This window comes from Allopusillimonas soli, assembly GCF_004153445.1.
GTDB lineage: Bacteria > Pseudomonadota > Gammaproteobacteria > Burkholderiales > Burkholderiaceae_B > Allopusillimonas > Allopusillimonas soli.
Genome location: NZ_SDQC01000005.1, coordinates 71234 through 92808 on the forward strand (window position 1 = coordinate 71234; position 21575 = coordinate 92808).

Below are 21575 nucleotides of genomic sequence, written 5' to 3' on the forward strand. Positions count from 1 at the left end.
ATGACGACACATCTCCCCCCAGGGCTACCCATCCAGTGGCGCACCCTGTTCGATCGGGCTGGCGACTCCAGCCTGAGCCTGCAGGGGCGCATAAGACAGATGCTGGTATCGGCGATCCTGAGCGGCCACCTGCCGCCGGGGTCGCCTGCGCCGTCCAGCCGTCATCTGGCCGAGAGCCTGGGCATCGCGCGCAACACAGTGGTATTTGCCTATCAGCAGCTTGTGGCCGAAGGCTATCTGGTATCCCGCGAGCGCAGCGGGCATTTCATTGCGGACGATGTGCTGCGCACACACGTGCGCGAGCTGGAGGCAGACCCCGCCCCGTCAGCGCCAAGCTGCACGTCCAAGGCAATCACGACAAGCTGGAGCAGCCGCATGGTGTTCCATCCGTCGCGCCAGCGCAATATCGTCAAGCCGGCCAACTGGCAAAGCCAGCCCTATCCGTTTGTCTATGCGCAATTCGATGCGAGCCAATTTCCCACAGCCGAATGGCGTGAGTGCTGTACAAAGGCGTTGTCCATACTGGATATACGCAGTTGGGCGCCGGATCTCGTCACCAATGACGATGCGGCACTGATAGAGGAAATACGCACGCAGGTGTTGCCGCGACGCGGCGTCTGGGCGGAAACCGACGAGATTGTCATCACCGTTGGCGCACAGCATGCGCTCTACCTGCTGGCGGACTTGCTGATGCACGGCCACACGGTGGTAGGCATGGAGGATCCAGGTTATCCCGATGCCCGCAATACCTTTGCCCACCGCACCGAGCGCCTGATGCCGCTCGCCATCGATCAAGAGGGGCTATGCATCACACCGGCCCTGGCAGATTGCGACTATATATTCCTGACACCCAGCCACCAATGCCCCACCACGGTCAAGCTGACCATGGAGCGGCGCATGGCGCTACTGGCGCTGGTAGAGAAGTCGAACGGCATCATCATCGAGGACGACTACGAGACCGAAAACAGTTACGACAACGTCCCCTCCCCTGCGCTCAAGAGTCTGGACCGAAACGAGCGGGTAATCTACATCGGCAGCCTCTCCAAGAGCTTTGCCCCCGGCCTGCGCATTGGCTACATCGTTGCGCCGCGTGCGCTAACCCATGAGCTTCGGGCTTTGCGCCGCCTCATGCTGCGCCACCCCTCCGCCTACATTCAGCGCGCCTTCGCCATGTTCATCTCATTGGGGCATCACCACACCCTGTTGCGACGGCTTTCCGTGCTGCACGCGGAGCGGGCTGGCGCGCTGACCAGGGCGCTGGCCGAGCATCTGCCCGAGTTCGATCTGGTACCGATCAGCGGCGGGTCGTCATGCTGGGTACAGGCGCCTGGCGTGGATACGCAGCTTCTTGCAGACGCCGCACTGAATCAGGGTGTGGTCATTGAGCCTGGTCATGTGTTCTACCATCGCCAAGGCTCGCACAGCGTCAACCACTTTCGCATGGGCTTCGCTTCCATAGCCAGCGAGCGGATTCCCGAAGGCATAGCACGCCTGGCCGAGGTCTACCGAAGCTTGAATGCCCCCGCCAGGTAGGCGGGGACGATCGGCCGCCTCTCTTTCAGAACATCTCATCGCGCAGATAATAGTAGCGGTACAGCATAGCTTGGCCAAGACGGCGGAATGGCGCGAACAGATGGCCCGGCAACGGTGAGTTGTAGATGGGCAGATTCCACTGCCGGCCATCCTTGCCCACGACTCGCTCGGCGAGCCGGCGGCCAGCATGAGCGGAAAACGATACGCCGTTGCCTCCATAGCCAAAAGCATAGAACACCTGCTGCGCCGGATCCGGCTGGACCACCCGCGGCATCATGTCATGACTGACATCCACCCAGCCCCACCATGAATAGGCGATGGGTATATTGGCCAGGGTCGGAAATTTCCGGGCAAGACCGTGCTTGAGCAAATCAAGATGGCGCGGATTGCGGGCGTCTGCCCCTTTCAGCGCACTGCGGCTGCCTATCTGCATGGAACCGTCGGGCAGCAGGCGATAGTAGAAGCGCAGGGTGCGGGTGTCGGTGATGAACGTCGTGCTTCGAAGCCCCGCTTCCTCCCTCTCCTGCGGGGTCAGCACGCGCGTCACCATCGAGTTGGACAGAATGGGCATGATGCGGTTGGTCAGCAGCGGATGCAGCCCTTGAGGCGTATAGCCGCCTGTGGCCACCGCCACGCGCCGCGCCCGCACGGTTCCGCCCGGCGTGCGCAAATGATGAATGCCATTGATGGTTTCCCAGCCCAGGACGGGGCTGCCCGAATGCAGCTTCACACCCAGTGCGCGTATTCGCCTTATGTAGCCGAACGCCAGCTTGAGCGGATGCACACCGATACCATCGGGTTCGTGCAGCGCACCCGCCGCTTCTTGATCGGCGGCATAGCGCTCATGCAGTTCGGCCCGGCTAAGCATACGGGTGTCATAGCCAAAGATATCGCGCATGACACGGCATTCGTTCTCAAGAAACGCCATTTTCTTGGCCCGGTGCGCAGTGTACAGATGTCCGCCTGGCTGGGCATCGCAATCCAGGGTTTCGATCAGGCTCTTCCAGTATTCGAACCCGCCGCGAATTTCCGCGTCCAGGCGTTTGGCCACATCCAGCCCCCAGCGCGCGATCCACTGCGATCGGTACAGGCGGCCGGACGCGTTCTGGCCCTGGCCGCCATTGCGGCTGGTGCAGCCCCAAGCGGCCTTGTTGGCCTCCAGCACCACTGCCCGCACGCCATGCTCCTGGGCCAGATTGAGCGCCGTCACCAGCCCAGTGAAGCCCGATCCGATGACCACCACATCGGCGTCGAAGTCCTGGCTGACCGGTCCATCGTCCTGCGGCGGAGGTCCGGCGGTTCCAACCCAGTATGTGGGCGCATATGCCTGCCCGCGCCCGGTGGGTGAAACCAGCGGATCGTAGGTGGGATCGTAGGGACTACCTGCCGGTGTGGCCGATGACGAAGGTTCGGCGGTGACGGGATTGGCTGCCATCATGACTCCATATTGAGTGAATGGCCCAGCGGATCTGGACATGCCGGGCACGACCTGCTCAGCCCTTGGCCGGCAGATGGGGGCGATTCTTGCGGTATGCGTTTTTCAGGATGATTTTGCCGTCGCGGAAATACAGCAGGTCGACCATGTTCGCCTCGATGCGGGAGCCATCGGCAGCGGTACCCGTAAAGGTCGATTCCATGACGCCTCGATCATCGCTCCCCCAGCACTTTGCGTCGCGCCACTGCGCATCGGGTATGGTTTGCCAGGCGGCCTCAAAGGCCTTGCGCACGGCCTCCCTGCCTTCATGGCGCGCGCCGCAGGCCAGCGGACCCGCCACCGTCTCAAACACGCAATCGTCGTGCATGAATGACATCAGTGCATCGATATCGTGCCTGTTCCATGCATCGCCAAAGGCTTTGATGGTGTCGATCAGATTCTGCTTGGGCATCGGTTTCTCTCCTCGCTTCAGTGCCACGCCGGTTTCGAAGGGAATCCGGGCTGTTGACGACTAAGGTAGGAGATCGCTCCAGCATGGTCTAGGGCCAGTATTGACGTTTCAGATGCGCCAGATGCGCTGCACGCCGACGTCTTGTCTCTCGTACTGATAAATTCCGAGATATTTAATTCCGAAAACAATATTTTTCTATTGACTTGGCGATTTTGTTGTTTAGAATTGAGCTAAAAGAATAATTATCGGAATGTTTTATCTCATAAATTAATCACTGCAATCGTGGTGAAGGTACTCAGGAAGACAATCATGAAATCAGATACCCGCAGCCCCGTGACGGGCATACAGAAGATGACGCCTTCGGAAGCCTTCGTGGAAACGCTCGTGTCATACGGGGTAACCGAGATGTTCGGCATTATGGGCTCGGCCTTCATGGACGCCATGGACATCTTTGCACCCGCCGGCATACGCCTCATTCCCGTCGTCCACGAACAGGGCGCCGCGCACATGGCCGACGGCTACGCACGCGTCAGCGGACGCCACGGCGTCGTCATCGGCCAGAACGGCCCCGGCATCAGCAATTGCGTCACCGCCATCGCGGCAGCCTATTGGGCCCATACGCCCGTGGTGATTGTCACCCCCGAGGCCGGCACCATGGGCATAGGTCTGGGCGGCTTCCAGGAGGCCAATCAATTGCCCATGTTCCAGGAATTCACCAAGTATCAGGGCCATGTCACCCACCCCGCGCGCATGGCCGAATACACTGCGCGCTGCTTTGATCGCGCACTGTCGGAAATGGGTCCCACACAGTTGAATATTCCGCGCGACTATTTTTATGGCGAGATCAAGGCGGAGATCCCCCAGCCGCGCGTTCTGGAGCGCGGCGCCGGCGGCGAACAGTCGCTGGACGAGGCGGCCAGGCTGCTTGCCTCGGCGCGCTTCCCCGTCATTATTTCGGGTGGCGGCGTGGTCATGGGCGATGCGGTGGAAGAATGCAAGGCGCTGGCCGAGCGGCTTGGCGCACCGGTGGTGAACAGCTATCTGCACAATGACTCCTTTCCCGCCAGTCATCCCCTGTGGTGCGGGCCGTTAGGCTACCAGGGATCGAAGGCAGCTATGAAACTCATTTCCCAGGCTGACGTCGTCATAGCGCTTGGCACGCGACTCGGTCCATTCGGCACGCTGCCCCAGCACGGCATGGATTATTGGCCCAAGGAAGCCAAAATCATCCAGATAGATGCAGACAGCAAGATGCTGGGCCTGGTCAAGAAGATCACCGTCGGCATCTGCGGCGACGCCGGCGCTGCCGCGTCAGCGCTGCTTGCGCGTCTGGAAAAAGCGGAGTTGGCCAGTGATGCGACGCGCGAGGAGCGGGCGGGCCGCATCAAGGCGGAGAAAGACGCATGGGAGCAGGAACTGACCGAATGGACGCACGAAAAGGACGCTTTCAGCCTGGACATGATAGACGAGCAAAGCAAGGAGGAAGGCAGCTATCTGCATCCTCGCCAGGTATTGCGCGAGCTCGAAAAGGCCATGCCTGATGATGCGATGGTGTCCACCGACATCGGCAATATCAATTCCGTTGCAAACAGCTACCTTCGTTTTGAAAAGCCGCGCAGCTTTTTCGCACCCATGAGCTGGGGCAACTGCGGTTATGCATTGCCGACCATCATCGGCGCCAAGGTAGCCGCGCCCGAGCGCCCTGCCATCGCCTATGCCGGAGACGGCGCATGGGGCATGAGCATGTCGGAAATCATGACCTGCGTACGCCATGACATCCCCGTTACGGCTGTAGTCTTTCACAACCGGCAGTGGGGTGCGGAAAAGAAAAACCAAGTGGATTTCTACAACCGCCGCTTCGTGGCCGGGGAACTGGACAACCAGAGTTTTGCCGGCATCGCGCAGGCCATGGGCGCGCAAGGCATCGTCGTGGACAAGCTGGAGGATGTGGGGCCCGCACTGCGCAAGGCGGTCGAAGCGCAGATGAACGAGGGCAAGACCACCGTGGTGGAAATCATGTGCACACGCGAACTGGGAGATCCCTTCCGCCGCGATGCGCTGTCCAGGCCGGTACGGCTGCTCGAGAAATACAAGGACTTCACCTGACCAGCGCGCAGCCCGGACATGGAACCGCTGAAACGTCTTTGGGACAGGGCTCGCCGCCAGCCCATGCGCATCGTGTTGTGCGAAAGCGACGATGCCCGGGTTCGGGCGGCAGCGCAGCGGGCGGCGGCCGACGGCCTTGCCCGTGTCACGCTGGTGGGCCCGCCTACTGCCGGTGGAGCCTGTCCAGACTGCGACTTCATAGATCCGCAAGCATCGCCATGGATTGAAGCGTTTGCGCAGACGATGGCTGAACTGTCGCAAAAGCACGGCATGACTATGGAGCAAGCTCACCAGGCGGTACTCGATCCGCTCACGTTTTCCATGTTGATGGTGCGCCTAGGCCATGCCGACGGATCGGTGGCGGGCGCCACGCACACGACGGCGGACGTCGTCCGGAGCGCCATACGCATCATCGGCATGCATCCGGACTCCAGGCTGGTTTCCAGCTTCTTCGTCATGATGCGCGAGCAACCCTTTCATGGCACGACGCAAGCCATGATTTTCTCGGATTGCGGCCTGGTCATCGATCCAAGCAGCGAACAGCTGGCCGAAATCGCACTCGCGGGCGCGGAAAGCGCGCGCCGACTGCTGGGCATCGAGCCCAAGCTGGCCATGCTGTCGTTCTCGACCAATCACAGTGCGTCGCACAGCGAGGTGGAGAAGGTTCGAGATGCCACGGACATGATCAGATCCAGACATCCCGAATTGGCTGTGGATGGCGAAATACAGCTGGACGCGGCCATCGTACCCGAGATCGCTCAACGCAAGCTGCCGGACTCGCATATCGGCGGCGCGGCGAATGTATTGATATTTCCGAATCTTGCGGCGGGCAATATTGGCTACAAACTGGCCGAGCGTCTGGGGCAGGCGGTTGCCTTCGGTCCGCTGCTGCAAGGGTTGAACCGGCCAGCCAACGACCTGTCGCGTGGCTGCGCCGAAGACGACATCTACAATGTGATCGCCATCACCGGCATCCAGGCGCAGCCGCAGCGCTAGGCGCGCCCACCATGGCCGAGTAGTCTCAGGAACGCGTCAAAAAAGGCATTATCCAGTCCATCAGCCAGATCGACAGCCAGCGATTTCGTGTAGTACGGGCTGAGATCCAGCCCCACGCCCAGGCCGAAGACTTCCACGCCCTGTTCGCGCGCAGCCTGGCGGACAACGGCCTTCAGATGATTATCCAGATAGAACGCATCATTGGCCAGATTGGTGGCGCTGTCCATGGGCGAGCCGTCGGAAACGACCACAAGCAGGCGCCGCCGCCTATCCTGCTCCAGCAAACGGGTGCAGGCCCACTGCACCGCCTCGCCATCCACGCCTTCGCGAAACATATCCTGCTTCAAGAATGCGCCCAGCGCCGGTCTGGCGCGCCGCCACGATGTCGATGCGTCCTTGAAGATCAGATGGCAGACTTCGTTCAGCCGGCCCGGCGCGGCAGGACGGCCCTGCGCCGCCCACTGCCTTCGCGGACGCCCGCCGTTCCAGCTGCGCGTGGTGAACCCCAGTATCTCGATTTCAACGCCAGCCTGGCTGAAGGCACGCATGAAGATGTCCAGCATCATCGCCACAGCCAGGCCATGCTGTTTCATCGAGCCTGAGCAGTCGACGAGAAAAGCCACAGCGCAGTCGGAGAGCGGATAATGGCGGTCCTGGCGAAATAGCCGCCGCTCGGTGGGTGAACTGACCAATTGCGACAAGCGCCGCCCGTCCACCACACCCTCCTCTTGCCCGAACAGCCAGCCGTCCCGCTGCGGCCTGGCCAACACCGCACGCAGGCCGCGGGCAAGCCGGCCAATGTTGATGCCCAATCCCGCCAACGCGCCGTCCAGTATCCCGCGATTCGCGGCCAGCACCGCCGGCCGCACGTGTTCCGCCACATGCTCCTGCACATCGAATTGCCGGGAAAATATGCGGTAGCGCCCCTGCGCTGCCCGGAACAATAGGCTTTCGCCACCCTGCGCAGGCTGAAAGCCGGCGCCGTCGCATGGGTCGATATCCAGCGACAGCGAGAAATCACCCCTGTGAACATTGCGCGAAGCAGGGTCGTCCTCGTATTCGGACTGTACCCGCGCAGCCAATTCATGCGCGATCCGGCGCGCGAAACGCCCGCAGGCCGCCTGATCGCCGCGCTGACGCCGGATGGCAGCCAGCCAGCCGCCAATGGCAGGCCCCAGCGCGGCGCGGGTCGGTTCGAGCAGGTCATCCACATCCTCCGGCAGCGGCTGCGCCATGATGCGGCTCCAGGCCATCTGCGAGAAGGCGAACAGCAGAATGCCGAGACTGGATTCCGCCGCACCCGAGTCCAGAAATGCCGCAGACCATGCCCGGTATCTGCCCACCACATTGCGATGCATACCCGGCAGGCTGGCCGGCGCCATCGCTTCGGTGCGCAACTGCTCCAGCCACTCGAAAATGAATCGCTCGACCGGGTCGTCGGGCGCCAGGCGCTGGTGCAGTGCCGGATCCGAATGGCGCAGCCTCAGCGCCAGGCCATCGGCAATACCCCGATAGTCCGCCACGCTGCGTTCGCCATCCCGCAGTTGCAAATGCGGGGCACGGTCTGGCAGTGGCCGCGCGTCATCGAATGGCCGGCCACCTTCGAAATGCAAGCCTGCGCGGCCAGTCAGGGCCCGCATGACCGCGGCCGACAATTCTTCGGCGTACTGCTGCCTTATTCTTGACCGGGCGGCTTCCATGCGGTCAGCGCGCGGCGATCAGGCCGTCGCCGGACATGTCCTCGCCGAACGACCGCTGGAAGTACTCCTGCACAATGGCGCGCTCGGCGTCTTCGCACTTGTTCAGAAAGGATAGGCGAAAGGCCAGGGCAACATCGCCGAATATCTGCAGATTCTCGGCCCAGCTTATGACTGTGCGCGGCGACATCAGCGTGGACAGGTCGCCCAGTTCAAAGCCCTTGCGTGTCAGCGCGGCCACGCTGATCATGGCGCTGATGATGCCGCGCCCGCGCGCGTCGCTCAGCGCGGGCACCCGGGCGACCACGATGTCGAGCTCGTCCTGTGGCGGCAGAAAATTGAGGTTGGCGACGATATTCCATCGATCGAGCTGGGCATGATTGAGAAGCTGGGTGCCATGGTAAAGGCCGGTGGTGTTGCCCATACCTAATGTATTGGACGTCGCAAACAGCCTGAAGCCGCCGTGCGGCGCAATGACTCGGTTTTGATCCAGCAGGGTCAGCCGGCCGTCGCGCTCCAGCAAACGCTGTATCACAAACATGACGTCTGGCCGGCCCGCATCGTATTCATCGAGCACCAGCGCAACGGGCCGCTGCAGCGCCCATGGAATAATACCTTCCTGGAATTCGGTGACCTGCAGGCCGTCGCGCAGCACGATGGCGTCGCGGCCGATCAGATCCAGGCGGCTGATATGGCCGTCCAGATTCACGCGCACGCAAGGCCAATTCAGCCTGGCTGCGATCTGCTCGATATGGGTGGATTTTCCGGTGCCGTGCAGGCCCTGCACCATGACCCGGCGATTGCGGGCAAATCCCGCGAGTATCGCCAGTGTCACATCGCGATTAAAGCGATAGGCCGTATCGATCTCCGGAACATGCTCCTCGCGCTGCGCGAAGACGGGCACGCACAAGTCGCTGTCTATGCCAAACAGCTCGCGCACCGGCAACTGCCGCATCGGCGCATCCTCGCCGGCATCCACCGAAGCTTTCTGTTGTGGCGTCATGGCTTCTTCCTTGCGATTTCAGGAACCAGGATGGTTCTCGGCTTCAATGTGGGCCAGCGCGGTTGCCGCGCGCTGAAGCGCAGGCAGGCACAGCAGCGACTTGTCGACGGTCATGCGCATGATGGGCGCCTGGATGGCGACAGCCATGTTCGATACGCCTTCGGCCACCGGCACGAGCACCGCAACGCACAGCAGGCCAGGCAGGAACTCCTCGTCGTCCATGGCATAACCGTCGCGGCGCACGCGCTCAATCTCCGCATCAAGCTGCGCCGGTTGCGTCAGCGTCTTCTCAGTGTACTTCTGCAGTGCGCCATGGGCGAGCAGACGCCGGCGCTGCGACGGCGTCATCTGCGCAAGAAACAGCTTGCCGCTGGCGGAGCAGTGCAAGGGAACGCGGGAACCCGGATGCAAATAGAACCGCAGCGGCGCTGCTGTCTCCACCCGGTCGAGATACAATACCTCATCACCCGAGCAGGTGGTTATATTGCAGCTCTCACCGACCTCTTCCACCAGTTGGCGCAGCACAGCGTGGCGCGCGCCATGCACCGTGTTGTTCAATAGCAGGCTTTCCGCCATGCGGCGCAGTCTCAGGCCAGCGCTGTACTGCCGCCCGTCACCGTCGCGCTGTATCATGGCTGCGCCCTCCAATTGCTGGAGCATCCGGTGCAAGGTGGGCTTGGGCAGGCCCAGCTCCTCCACCAGGCTTTGCAGCGTAAAGTACTGGTTTTTCCGGGCTATGACTTCCAGCAGGGAAAAAAGACGCATCGTGGGCGTATTGCCGTCTATCTTCGATTCGTCGTCTAGGATGTGTGGACGTGCGGCCATGATCACTCTATATTCCAATAATAGGAATAAATTGTACCGTTTTTTGTAGAATCAGGATATCAAATGCACATCGCTATAGTAGGGGCCGGAGCACTGGGGCGTCTTCTGGCTTACCTGCTGTCCCGGCAGCCGACGCATCGCATCAGCGTTTTCGACCCGGCCGATGGCCCCGAGGGGCGCGGTGCCGCGGGATGGACGGCGGCGGGCATGCTCACACCCACCGCCGAACTCGAGTGTGCCGACCTCGATGTCTTCAACCACGGCCTGCGATCGCTGGAGCTTTGGAGCCGGATCATGCCATCGCTGCCCGGCGATGTCTCCTTTGCGCGCGACGGCAGTCTACTCCTGGCCCATCGGCACGACAGCGGCGCGGCCCAGCGCACGGTCGGCCTGCTCAAACAGAAGGCCCCGCAGCCCTACCGTCCTGTCGCCCTCCTGCCCGCGCAACTGGCCGAACTGGAGCCTGACATACATGGCCCCAGCCTTGCCTGGATGCTTCCGGGTGAAGGCGTGCTCAACGCCGTCGAAACCATGCGCGGGCTGTATTCAGCGGCGGCGGACAAAGTGACATGGCACTGGAACCACACCATCACCCAGGTTGCACCGGGCCTGGTGGGCAATGGCACGCAATCCTGGACCTTCGACCACGTTTTCGACGCGCGCGGCCTGGGCCAGCGCCCTCCCGGCATGTCATCCTCCGATAATGCACTTTCCTGCCAGAATGTGCGCGGCGTGCGCGGCGAGATCTTCTGGCTGCACGCGCCCGGCGTTGTACTGAATCGCCCTGCCCGCCTGCTGCATCCCCGCCACCGCGTCTATGTCGTACCCCGGCGCAACGACATCATCGTGGTTGGTGCAAGCGAGATCGAGAGCGAGGACCGTTCGCCGGTGTCGCTGCGCAGCACGGTAGAATTATTGGCGGCGGCGCACAGCATGATGCCGGGGCTGGCCGAGGCGCGGCTAGTGCATACGGAAACCAACCTGCGTCCCGCGCTCGTCGACAATCTGCCGCGCATCGAACATGAGCCGGGCCTGACGCGAATTAATGGGCTGTTTCGCCACGGCTGGCTGATCGCGCCTGCGATAGCGGAAAAAGCGCTTGCGCAGGCTTTGCCGGATAATACGCTCATCCAGGTATCACCATGACCACAATACAGATCTTCCTGAACGGCCAGGCGCACCACATAGCGCAGGGGCTGACCCTCGCGCAGGCGCTGGAACAGTTGCTGGACGCCGCCGACACCGCACTGCCTTACGCCAGCGCGGTCAACGGCGAGCACGTCGCGCGCCAGGTGCGCCAGAATGTCATCCTCAATGACCAAGACAGCATCACCACGTTTGAACCAATCACTGGGGGTTGAAAACACCATGACATGGACCATCGCCGGCACACAGTTGGACAGCCGTTTCTTCCTGGGCACGGCCGGCTATCCATCACCGCGCATACTCGAGCAATCGATTCAGGCATCGGGCGCGCAGGTTGTAACGGTAGGGTTGAAGCGCCAAATGGCGCACGGCGAGCCGTCGCCCGGAAGCGATGGCCAGAAGCCCGGTGGGCAGGCCTTCTTCCAACTCATCCGCCAGAGCGGCGCCCGCCTGCTCCCCAATACGGCGGGCTGCCACACCGCCGCCGAGGCCATCGCGCTCGCGCGTATGGCCCGGGAAGTCTTCGACACCCACTGGCTCAAGCTGGAAGTCATCGGAGACCACTACACGCTGCAACCCGATCCCTTCGAATTGGTCAACGCGGCCCACACGCTGGTCAAAGAGGGATTCGAAGTCTTTCCCTACTGTACGGACGATCTTGTCACCTGCCAGCGCCTGCTGGACGCAGGCTGCCGCATTCTCATGCCCTGGGGGGCGCCCATAGGCTCCGGCCAGGGGCTCATCAATCAGTACGCCCTGCGCACGTTGCGCGATCGCATCACGGACGTGCCGCTCATTATCGACGCAGGCATCGGTTCGCCCATGGACGCCGCACAGGCCATGGAAATGGGTTTTGACGGCGTGCTGCTCAACTCGGCTGTCTCCCATGCGCATAACCCTCCCCTTATGGCCGAGGCATTCAAGCTCGCGATCGAAGCCGGTCGCAAGGCCTTCGAGGCAGGCATCATGGCGGAACAAGACATGGCCATCGCCACCACGCCAGTCACGGGACGCCCTTTTGTGCTCTAGCCCTATGCGCCGGATTTCGAGTCCGGCCCGCCATTCAGTCCCTTCCTGTGTGATATAGCCTCTTCGGCCCATTCGCCGTAGAGCCTGCGCAATGGCCATTGGGGCTCTGGCGGCGCATGGGCCTGCGCTTCTCCTGGCTTTTCCGCCACGGCTACACGCCGTCTTTCACTGTTCATTTCTGGCTTGCCGCCTCGTGCTTGCGGCGTGGCCGGGCTGCTTCGCACTCGATAGATATCTTTTCAATAAGCCTTGCTTACATTATCCTGAATATTTTATTGATAATGCGTTTCATTACTGATAGAATTTTCAGATAAAAATAACAATATATTTTCACATTAAGTAGCATATGCTTGATATCAAACCGATTCGCCTACAGCGCCATCTCATGCTTATCACGCTCGCTGGCCTATGCACAGCCTGCGCCACAGGCGGTGGCAGTTTCGACAGGCACGCACTGCCGTCACCCATCGTCATCAACACCTGGGATACCGGCCCGTCGGAGCAAGATCATGTCCTCGAGGGCGTGCTGCAACCGCCGCCGTCCGCCCATCCGGAATACGGTTTCACCGCAGCCGAGCCCTATATCATCCGCACCAGTAACGCAGCCCAGCCGGTCGACCCCGATCGGGCCACAGCCGACCAGGACGACCAATTCGACACCACGCTCTATCACCGGCATCCCGACACGGTCAGCGATACCCACCCCGCCTCTGAACGAATCAGCATCAACCCCGAAACGTGGCGAGCCAAGCCGGGTATACAGGACTACACCAGTTATCTTGAAGGCGACAACGACGGTCAATATCTTCTATTGGCCGACGCAAGCAACGTCCTGAAAACAGCCACATTTACTTATACGCGTCTGGGCATGGTCCAACTTGCACCAGAGAATCGCTACGATCCATCGCTATCCAATATTTTCTACAAGGGCTCGCTCCGGCCGGAGGCCATTCCTGTTTCCGGGCGGGCCACCTACGAAGGCTATTGGGAACGTGCCCTGGCCACGCTGGCCAATGACTACGTGAACGGCTACCGTGGCAATACACTCACTGTCAGCAAGGCCTCCTTCGAGGTCGACTTCAGCACACGCAAGCTGAGCGGCACGCTTGACGGCCGAAACGGCGAGCGCCGCCAAGGCTATACCATCCAGGCCGACATCACAGGCGCCGATTTTCTCGGTGTGGCCACGCCGCTCGAATACAGCAATGTTCAAGAAGATGCTGTCCTGTCCGGCAGTTTCTTCGGCCCCCAGGCCGCCGAACTGGCGGGCCGTCTTGTCGGCATCCACCGCAACGCCGTCGGCGTTTTTGCCGCCCGCCAGACGTCCGCCAGCAACATAGTCGAGGGCGAGGCTTCCAGCCTGGCAATCGGGCTGCACGCCGATGCCTCAGCAACCGAAGCCCCCACTTCCGTGTTCCAGGATGCGCGTACCCTTGCTTATTCAGGCAACATTCACGTGCTTCGCTTCAACGGCACAGACATCGACCTAAGACAGCTTTCCACAGACCAGGGCTTGTCATGCTGCGTGGAGCCTCAATTCCAATTCATACAGATCGGTGCCCTGCCTGTCGATTCCGATGGACAGAAATCTGAAAAAGTCATGTATTTCACTCAAGGCACGCTGACCCCGCTCGCCGACATGCCCGCGTCTGGCCAGGCCAGCTACCGCGGCCGGTGGCTGGCCTTTGGCCGAGCGCCAAAGGGCCAGGCCTATATCGCTTCCACGGAGCATGCCGCGCGCTTTACTGCCGATTTTGATGCCAGGACACTGACTGGCACGCTCCAAGGCCCGTCAGGTGCCGATCTCATCGATGTGCGCGCCAACATCCAAGGCAACCGTTTCAACGGCACAACGCACATCCTGAGCCGTTTGTCGTCGGACAGCCAAGGAATAAATATCGCGTCCGATGCCGTTATTCGCGGCAGTGGACAGCTATCGGGCGCTTTTCACGGCCCGGGAGCCAACGAGCTTGCCGGGCATTTCATCAACGAAGACAAACGCTTCGGGGGCGTTTTTGGCGCCAAGCAGCGCATACCCCTCAAGACGGCTGCCGAAGGCCGACACCCTTAACAGCCCAACTGGGGCGTTACCGCATGGTTGCATTTGCGCTGTGTGTGCCCTCCACGCGTTGATCACTTTGCAGCACGACATTTACCTTATTTGTATCTAATCTTATTATTTAAATACTATATATTTCATGATGAGCCCATCAGTACTGTCTTCACCGCGTAAAAGACTGGCTCTCCTTGCCCTGGCCGGCATGCCGTTGATCGCCGTTGCCAACATCGAGTCACCCGTCAATCAGCTCGATACCATCACTGTTCAAGGACAGGTGCCAATACGCCCCGACGATGTCACCGGTGTTGCCCGCATTGAGAAAACCGCAGACGATCTGGACAAAGAGCAAGTTATGGGTATACGGGACTTGCTACGCTACGATCCTGGCATTTCCGTCAATGAGTCTGGCGGACGCGGCACGTCAACAGGCTTTTCCATGCGCGGTGTGGACAAGGAGCGCGTAGCGGTCACAATCGACGGCATGGCACAGGGCCAAACGCTCACACGCCAGCACGCTGGCCCCTGGGGCAAAGGCCAGGGGCGCGGCAGTGGGGCCAAGAACGAAGTCGAATACGAAAACCTCAAGCTGGTCGACATCAGCCAAGGCGCCAATTCGGTATTGGCCGGCAGCGGTGCGCTTGGCGGTGCAGTCATGATGCAGACCAAAGACCCCGCCGATTTTCTACATGATGGCAAACCGTTTGGCGCGCACAACAAGATAGGCTACACCAGTAAAGACGGCCGCTGGATGCGATCCTTAGGCATGGGTTTCCGTTTTTCGGACATGGAAGGCATGATGCAATATACAACCCGCGCCGGGCATGAAATCCGTCCACACCGTGCTGTCTATGACAGCAGCATCGACATCGTGCGCTATGACACCGATGCCTCCGGCCTAGTCACCGAATCTCTTTCCGCCCGTGATATCTCGGGCCCCGAGCGTCAGGCGCCTAATCCAATGACCTATCGCAGCGCTTCGTGGCTGACCAAACTCAATTATGCATTCACGCCCGCTCATGTCGCGGGGATTGTGCATGAACATACCCGGCAGCGCTACGACTTGCGCGATTTTTTCGAGCGCAACTATTGGTCGCTGCACGCCCATGAAAGCGACAACAATATTTTCATGACCAGCGGTAATATCCAGGCACTTGCCTACACACCGACCCGTTTTGTCTATGACCGGCATCGGTACGATCGCACCGGACTCGAATACCGGTTTCTACCCGCCAAGGGTGCCACCTGGCTGGACTCTATGCGCGTACGTCTCGATCGCCAGGCAATCACGACAAACAGCCATGTCCACAATTTGCTCTGCGCACCCTACCCCAAGGCTGATCCCGAATGCCGTCCCGCGCCCCTCGCCACCGGCACGCGCATGTATCTGAGCGATACGCGTTTCACGCAAAAACTGCACCGATTCGACCTGATGGCCACAAAATCTTTCACCGCATGGCGCAAACATGCACTGTGGGTGCACGCTGGCATTGAACATGGCAAGGCTGTTGTGGCCGACCGAGATCGCAGCGCCCATGCCTACCGGGAGTACAACCATGTAGACGGACGCGTCCATGATCTATACAGCAATAGCGAACTCGCCTACATCACACCACCCATCCAATCACGGCATGTATTCCTCGCAGTCAACGATGCTATCCGATTAAGCAACACATGGCGGCTCGGCGCCGGGCTACGCTACGACCGCCATACGCTCAATGGCATCCCAGGCATCTTCGATGAAACCGCCAGCACAGCAAGCCCCTACAGCGACCTTCCCCGCAGTCGCTATAACAACCTCTCTTGGGACATCGGCCTGACCCACCACCTCACACCGCATATCGACCTGGCGTATAAATCCACATCAGGATTCCGTGTCCCCAGTGTAGGCGAGCGGCTGGGCCCCGGCTTCAATCGCCGCATGATGCGCCCGTCGCAACCCGAGCTCAAGGCCGAAACATCACGCAACCATGAAATCGGCCTGCATATGGACACCCGATACGGCACATTGTCAGCCAGTTACTTTCATGCGCAATATGCCAATCTAATTGACGTCGGCATGCCTTCACCTGAATCCGGCCTGCCCCAGACGCCGCTCTTCCATAATCTGCAATCAGTCAAGACCAAGGGCGTAGGCGTCAAGGGAGCAATCAATCTTCATGAGGCATGGCAACGCATGCCCGATGGGATGCAGGCAATGTTCGCGCTCAGCTATATAAGGCCGCGTGGCGACGCACCTTCCAACACTGACTTCATTGGCGCCGCAAGCTATGCGCTCGATATGCTGCAGCCACTGCGCGTGGTCTACGGGCTGGAATACAACCATCCATCCAGCAACTGGGGTGCCGCGATAAAAACCACCTACTCGGCGGCCAAGAAGACGGACGAGCTCCTACGAAACGCAGTAACGGGCGGGCTCATTACCCGACATGACAGCACAGCCAGCTTCGGCACGCCCAAATGGATCGTTACCGACCTGAGCGGTTACTACCGTTTCAACAGATATGTAACCCTGCGCGCCGCGGTCCATAACGTGTTCGATTATCGCTACATTACCTGGGAATCCGCCCGTCAGGCGGAGCGCAGCGTCATGAACAACAATCTCAGCGAGGTCAACCCGCTGGCTCTTGCCGCGCCTGGCCGCAATTACGCTGTCAATCTCGAAATCAAGTACTGATATTCCCGGCAATACCGCAGGCACGCCCAGCCGCAAACCTCATGGCAATGCGGGATAGGTCGCTTGCCTGTTGCCAGCACACATATGAAAAACTGGTCCTACCGCATGGCGCCCCAACTATCGGGCGTCTTGCTTCTGTTCGCGCTCACGTTCCCGTCAAGGACTGCCATGGCTGTTTCTCCCGATGATGACATGTCTGCCAGGCTGCCCATCCATACCTCGCATTCATCCGCCGGCGCCTCAGCCGCCGCGCTGACGCACTTGACCGCAACATCAACCACAGCCGAGCCAGTCGAAGTCGACGAACTGGGATTGCTGGCGCAACCCGCGCTGCTTCACCAAGCGATGGCAGCGGCTATTCACGCTGGCCATGCCGCTGGCATACGGGTGCTGTTACCTGTATATGAAAAGCGCCAAGACGCCGATCCCGCCATGCTTGCGTATGCACGTGCCATCGACGCGCGCCTGCGCAAGCAGCCCGGGCTCGCGGCTGCGTACTACAACGAGTCGCTATACCATCAGCCAAGCGCGCATGGCATCCGGCTACAGTTGGCCGAGATATTGATTGAGGATCAAAAGAATAGTGAGGCGGCACATCAGCTGGCCCTGCTTCCTGCCGCCATGCTGCCGGAAACACTGCAACATCGTGTTGCCGGATACCAGTCATTGCTTGCCCGACGCAGTGCGTGGTCTCTGCAAACAGGCATCCGTATCCTGAACGAGGAAAACATCAATAATGCACCCCGCCGGCGCACGGCGGGCAACTGGACTTTCGACGCGCCCGTACACGGCCGGGGACTTGCCTGGGACGCGGACGCCGCCAAGCTGTGGACACTGACTGGCGGGCGATTTCTATCAATGGATATCAGCGGCTGGGGTAAACACTACATCGGTCATAAACGCTACGACGATGCCATGCTACGGCTTGCTCCCGGGCTGGGCCATGCGGACATGGCGAACCAGCTGAGGCTGTTTCCATTCCTGGCCTACCGTCGTTTTGGTCAGCGGATCTACTCACGCAATGCCGGCGTTCGTGTCCAATGGGATCATCACTGGGCGCCTCGCTTGAAAACCATGGCTGCCATGGAGGCGGGCCGCCAGATTCATCCCCGGCGCCGCTTCCTGGATCACCGAAGCCACCTGATCTCTGTTGCCGCGATTTACCATACTAACGCAGCACAATCTCTGCTGCTTGGCCTGGACACCTACCGCGAGTGGGATACACCAGACGTCGCCGATCGCTTTCATATGCATAGTCTACGCGTCGACTGGGCCAGGCAATGGCCCAACGGCATAGGGGCTCGCCTGCATTTCAATACAGGTCTGCGGACATACCGCGGGCCAACGCTATTGACCCATGACGACCGCAGGCGCGACCATATTCTTGGATCGGCGCTTTCCGTATGGCACCGAAAGATCGACATGGCTGGGTTCACACCAAGACTGACGCTCTCCCACCAGCGCATCCGCAGCAACAGCGCGCTGCACGATTGGCGTAAACGCCAGATTGCAGTCGAGCTTCAGCGTGCGTTCTGAACGCTCACGCCATGCATGTCTGGCTTGGACATCTACGCACTTCACAGCACCCGACGTCGAATGCTTAGGCGCTTTCCCGCGCCATGCGCCGGCGCTCGTGCTCCTGCAGATAGCGCTTGCGCAAGCGAATGGACTTGGGCGTCACTTCGACAAGCTCGTCATCGCTGATGAACTCTACCGCATACTCCAGCGTCAGCTGTATAGGCGTCACCAGATCGATATGCTCATCCTTGCCCGAAGCACGAACGTTGGTCAGCTTCTTTTCCTTGATCGGGTTCACCACCAGGTCATTGTCGCGACTGTGGATGCCTATGATCATGCCTTCATACAACGGATCCTGAGGGGAGACGAACATGCGCCCGCGCTCTTGCAGCTTCCATAGGGCGTAAGCGACGGCGGCGCCGTCGTCCTGGCTGATCAATACGCCGTTGCGTCGCTCGCCGACGCCGCCTTCCCGCATGGGGGCGTAATCGTCGAAAATATGGCTCATGAGGCCAGTTCCACGCGTCAGGGTAAGAAACTCGCTCTGAAAGCCGATCAAGCCGCGCGCCGGAATGCGATACTCCAGACGGGTGCGGCCTCGGCCATCAGGCTGCATGTCCTGCAGGTCACCCTTGCGGCGCCCCAGCTCTTCCATGACGCCGCCTTGGTGGCCGTCCTCGACATCGACGGTAAGCAGCTCATAGGGCTCGAGCCGCACGCCATTTTCTTCCTTGAAAACGACGCGCGGACGCGAAACGGCCAATTCGTATCCTTCGCGGCGCATGTTCTCGATGAGAATGGTCAGGTGCAGCTCACCCCGCCCGCTGACCTCGAAGACCGTATCGTCGTCCGTGTCCTTGACGCGCAAGGCGACATTGGACTTCAGCTCACGCTCGAGCCGGTCGCGCAACTGGCGGCTGGTGACGAACTTGCCTTCCCTTCCCGCCAATGGCGAGGTGTTGACCATGAAGTTCATGGTCAGCGTCGGCTCATCGATGCGCAGCATGGGAAGCGGCTCGGGATTGGCCGGATCCATGACCGTGCAGCCAATGCCTACGTCCTCTATGCCATTGATAAGCACGATGTCGCCGGCCTGCGCCTCGTCCACCAGCACACGATCCAGGCCATGAAACTTGAGCACCTGATTGACACGCCCTTTAATGGGATCGCCTTCGGGACCGAATTTCACGATGACGTCCTGGCCGGCGCGCATGCGACCGCGATTGATGCGGCCCACGCCGATCTTGCCGACATAGCTGCTGTAATCCAGCGAAATGATCTGCATCTGCAAAGGGCCGTCGGGATCGTCCTCGCGCTGCGGAACATGCTTGAGTATCGACTCGAACAGCGGACGCATATCACCTTCCCGGACATCGTCGGTGAGACCCGCATAGCCGGCCAGCCCCGATGCATATACCACCGGAAAGTCCAGTTGCTCTTCTGTTGCACCCAATTTGTCGAACAGATCGAATGTGGCGTTGATGACAAAATCGGGCCGCGCACCGGGACGGTCTATCTTGTTGACGACGACAATGGGCTTGAGGCCTAGCGCAAGTGCTTTCTTTGTCACAAAGCGCGTCTGCGGCATCGGCCCTTCCACCGCATCCACCAGCAAGACCACGCCGTCCACCATGGACAGCACACGCTCGACCTCGCCGCCGAAGTCGGCGTGCCCCGGTGTGTCCACAATATTGATGTGGGTGCCTTCGTATTCGACGGCACAGTTCTTGGCGAGGATGGTAATGCCGCGTTCCTTTTCAATATCGCCGGAATCCATGACGCGTTCGGCAATCTGCTGATTGTCTCGGAAAGTACCCGATTGCCGCAGCAGTTGATCGACCAGCGTGGTCTTGCCATGGTCGACGTGGGCGATGATGGCTACATTACGCAAAGCGCGATTCATAATTGTTCCTTTCGTTGTTCAGTTGCCGACAGCAGGCCGGCGGGCAGGGCATCCAGCCCGACAAGGACGGACTGCGGGTTGGGCATGTCCTGCAGGGTTTCCAGTTCGATGGCATCCCGGATATCAAAAGGGCCGGCCTGCGTACGACGCAGCGCAGCCAGGTGTGCACGGCATCCGAGCGCGCGGCCGATGTCTTGCGCCAGGGTGCGAATATAAGTACCTTTGCTGCAATGGACGCGGATCTCCGCCATGCGTCCGTTGTCAAAGCAGCGCAGCAGTTCCAGGGCGTGTATGGTGACGCGGCGAGGCGGGCGCTCAAGTTCGATGCCCTGGCGCGCATACTCGTACAGCGGCTTGCCGTCGCGCTTGAGCGCGGAATACATGGGAGGAATCTGCTCGATCTCCCCCCGGAAGGCGGCCAGGGCCTGCTCCAGCTCCGCAGCATCCACACCGGTAAACTCGGGGCCGGCCTGCGCCACGACATGGCCTGTGCAATCGCCGCTATCGGTTTCTTCGCCAAACTGCAGCGTGGCAATATAGGTTTTGTCGGCGTTGAGCATGGCGCCGCAGATTTTGGTGGCGCGCCCCATGCAGCAGATCAGCAGCCCCGTGGCAAAAGGATCGAGCGTTCCCGTGTGCCCGGCCTTGCGCGCATCAAGCGTACGCTTGGCGCGCTGCAGCGCATGGTTGCTCGACAAGCCCGCGGGTTTGTCGAGCAACAGGACACCATCGAGCATCTGCCCGCGTCGGGAAGCCATCGTTCTTGAAATCCTGGTAAAAAACGACAGCCCTCAGGGCTGTTCGTCCGGGTCCTCGGGTTCCGAGGGCGTGAAGACCTGGGCAGGCCGATTGGCCTGATCGATCAGTTGGGACAGCGCGATGCCACGGGCAAGCTGATCGTCGTGAACAAAACGCAGGGTGGGTACCGTATGAATGTGCAGCATCTTGAATAACAGCGAGTGCAGCCAGCCCGCCTTGTCGTTCAGGACGGACGCCGCGGTCGCCGGTTCCGCGCCCATGACGGTGAAATACACCTTGGCATGGGCGTAGTCTGCGGAGAGATCGACGCCTGTGAGCGTGATAAGGCCCGCGCGGGCCACGTCAACCTCGCGCTGGATAAGACCGGCCAGATCCTTTTGAATCTGGTCGGCCAGCCGGGTATTGCGGCCAGGATTGGGTTTTGATTTGTGACGGCCCATA

17 protein-coding genes are annotated in these 21575 nt (G+C 60.6%); 9 read left to right on the forward strand and 8 right to left on the reverse strand.

The window, feature by feature from the left end:
- A complete protein-coding gene (gene pdxR / locus ERD78_RS15310) occupies positions 1 to 1533 on the forward strand; it encodes a MocR-like pyridoxine biosynthesis transcription factor PdxR (RefSeq protein ID WP_129970211.1) in 1533 nt (510 codons plus the stop codon).
- 25 nt (positions 1534 to 1558) lie between these two features.
- Here the strand turns inward: pdxR and ERD78_RS15315 are convergent, their stop codons facing one another.
- Complete coding sequence (locus ERD78_RS15315; protein WP_129970536.1) at positions 1559 to 2968, reverse strand: NAD(P)/FAD-dependent oxidoreductase; 1410 nt, start codon at positions 2966 to 2968, stop codon at positions 1559 to 1561.
- Positions 2969 to 3026: 58 nt separating this feature from the next.
- Positions 3027 to 3419 (reverse strand): nuclear transport factor 2 family protein, encoded by a 393-nt coding sequence (locus tag ERD78_RS15320; protein WP_129970212.1) that lies wholly within the window; start codon positions 3417 to 3419, stop codon positions 3027 to 3029.
- 309 nt (positions 3420 to 3728) lie between these two features.
- On the opposite strand from ERD78_RS15320, the gene xsc reads away from it, so the two are divergent.
- Together xsc and pta are read left to right on the forward strand one after the other, a co-directional pair.
- Positions 3729 to 5525 (forward strand): sulfoacetaldehyde acetyltransferase, encoded by a 1797-nt coding sequence (gene xsc, locus ERD78_RS15325; RefSeq protein WP_245152494.1) that lies wholly within the window; start codon positions 3729 to 3731, stop codon positions 5523 to 5525.
- Positions 5526 to 5543: 18 nt separating this feature from the next.
- Positions 5544 to 6521, forward strand: a complete 978-nt coding sequence (pta, locus tag ERD78_RS15330; RefSeq protein ID WP_129970213.1) for a phosphate acetyltransferase — start codon at positions 5544 to 5546, stop codon at positions 6519 to 6521.
- Here pta and ERD78_RS15335 read toward each other — a convergent pair.
- The 3 genes from ERD78_RS15335 to ERD78_RS15345 form a co-directional block, all read right to left on the reverse strand.
- Positions 6518 to 8221, reverse strand: coding sequence for a cobaltochelatase CobT-related protein (locus ERD78_RS15335; RefSeq protein WP_129970214.1), 1704 nt, complete (start codon positions 8219 to 8221; stop codon positions 6518 to 6520). The two genes, pta and ERD78_RS15335, sit on opposite strands and share 4 nt — an antisense overlap.
- 4 nt (positions 8222 to 8225) lie before the next feature.
- Positions 8226 to 9173, reverse strand: a complete 948-nt coding sequence (locus ERD78_RS15340; RefSeq protein WP_129970540.1) for an AAA family ATPase — start codon at positions 9171 to 9173, stop codon at positions 8226 to 8228.
- Between the two features lie 66 nt (positions 9174 to 9239).
- Positions 9240 to 10046 carry an IclR family transcriptional regulator gene (locus ERD78_RS15345; protein ID WP_129970215.1) on the reverse strand — a complete coding sequence of 269 codons (807 nt, stop codon included), beginning with the start codon at positions 10044 to 10046 and terminating at the stop codon, positions 9240 to 9242.
- A gap of 63 nt (positions 10047 to 10109) precedes the next feature.
- On the opposite strand from ERD78_RS15345, the gene ERD78_RS15350 reads away from it, so the two are divergent.
- The 6 genes from ERD78_RS15350 (at position 10110) to ERD78_RS15375 (ending at position 18490) form a co-directional block, all read left to right on the forward strand.
- Positions 10110 to 11192 carry an FAD-dependent oxidoreductase gene (locus ERD78_RS15350; protein ID WP_129970216.1) on the forward strand — a complete coding sequence of 361 codons (1083 nt, stop codon included), beginning with the start codon at positions 10110 to 10112 and terminating at the stop codon, positions 11190 to 11192.
- Entirely contained in the window at positions 11189 to 11407 is a 219-nt protein-coding gene (thiS, locus tag ERD78_RS15355; RefSeq protein WP_129970217.1) for a sulfur carrier protein ThiS, read from the forward strand. Before ERD78_RS15350 ends, thiS begins: the two co-directional genes overlap by 4 nt.
- A 7-nt stretch (positions 11408 to 11414) precedes the next feature.
- Positions 11415 to 12221, forward strand: coding sequence for a thiazole synthase (locus ERD78_RS15360; protein ID WP_129970218.1), 807 nt, complete (start codon positions 11415 to 11417; stop codon positions 12219 to 12221).
- 346 nt (positions 12222 to 12567) lie between these two features.
- Positions 12568 to 14292 carry a transferrin-binding protein-like solute binding protein gene (locus ERD78_RS15365; RefSeq protein ID WP_129970219.1) on the forward strand — a complete coding sequence of 575 codons (1725 nt, stop codon included), beginning with the start codon at positions 12568 to 12570 and terminating at the stop codon, positions 14290 to 14292.
- Between the two features lie 127 nt (positions 14293 to 14419).
- A complete protein-coding gene (locus ERD78_RS15370; RefSeq protein ID WP_129970220.1) occupies positions 14420 to 16954 on the forward strand; it encodes a TonB-dependent hemoglobin/transferrin/lactoferrin family receptor in 2535 nt (844 codons plus the stop codon).
- Between the two features lie 84 nt (positions 16955 to 17038).
- On the forward strand, positions 17039 to 18490 hold the full coding sequence (locus ERD78_RS15375; protein ID WP_129970221.1) for a surface lipoprotein assembly modifier: 1452 nt from the start codon (positions 17039 to 17041) through the stop codon (positions 18488 to 18490).
- 64 nt (positions 18491 to 18554) lie between these two features.
- Here ERD78_RS15375 and typA read toward each other — a convergent pair whose 3' ends face one another.
- The 3 genes from typA to rbfA are packed head-to-tail and all read right to left on the reverse strand — an operon-like array spanning position 18555 to position 21574.
- Positions 18555 to 20375: a translational GTPase TypA gene (typA, locus tag ERD78_RS15380; protein ID WP_129970222.1), complete on the reverse strand. Its 1821-nt coding sequence runs from the start codon at positions 20373 to 20375 to the stop codon at positions 18555 to 18557.
- Positions 20372 to 21133, reverse strand: a complete 762-nt coding sequence (truB, locus tag ERD78_RS15385) for a tRNA pseudouridine(55) synthase TruB (RefSeq protein WP_129970223.1) — start codon at positions 21131 to 21133, stop codon at positions 20372 to 20374. The genes typA and truB overlap by 4 nt, the downstream gene beginning before the upstream one ends.
- Positions 21134 to 21166: 33 nt before the next feature.
- On the reverse strand, positions 21167 to 21574 hold the full coding sequence (gene rbfA / locus ERD78_RS15390) for a 30S ribosome-binding factor RbfA (protein WP_129970224.1): 408 nt from the start codon (positions 21572 to 21574) through the stop codon (positions 21167 to 21169).
- Between the last annotated feature and the right edge of the window lies 1 nt (position 21575).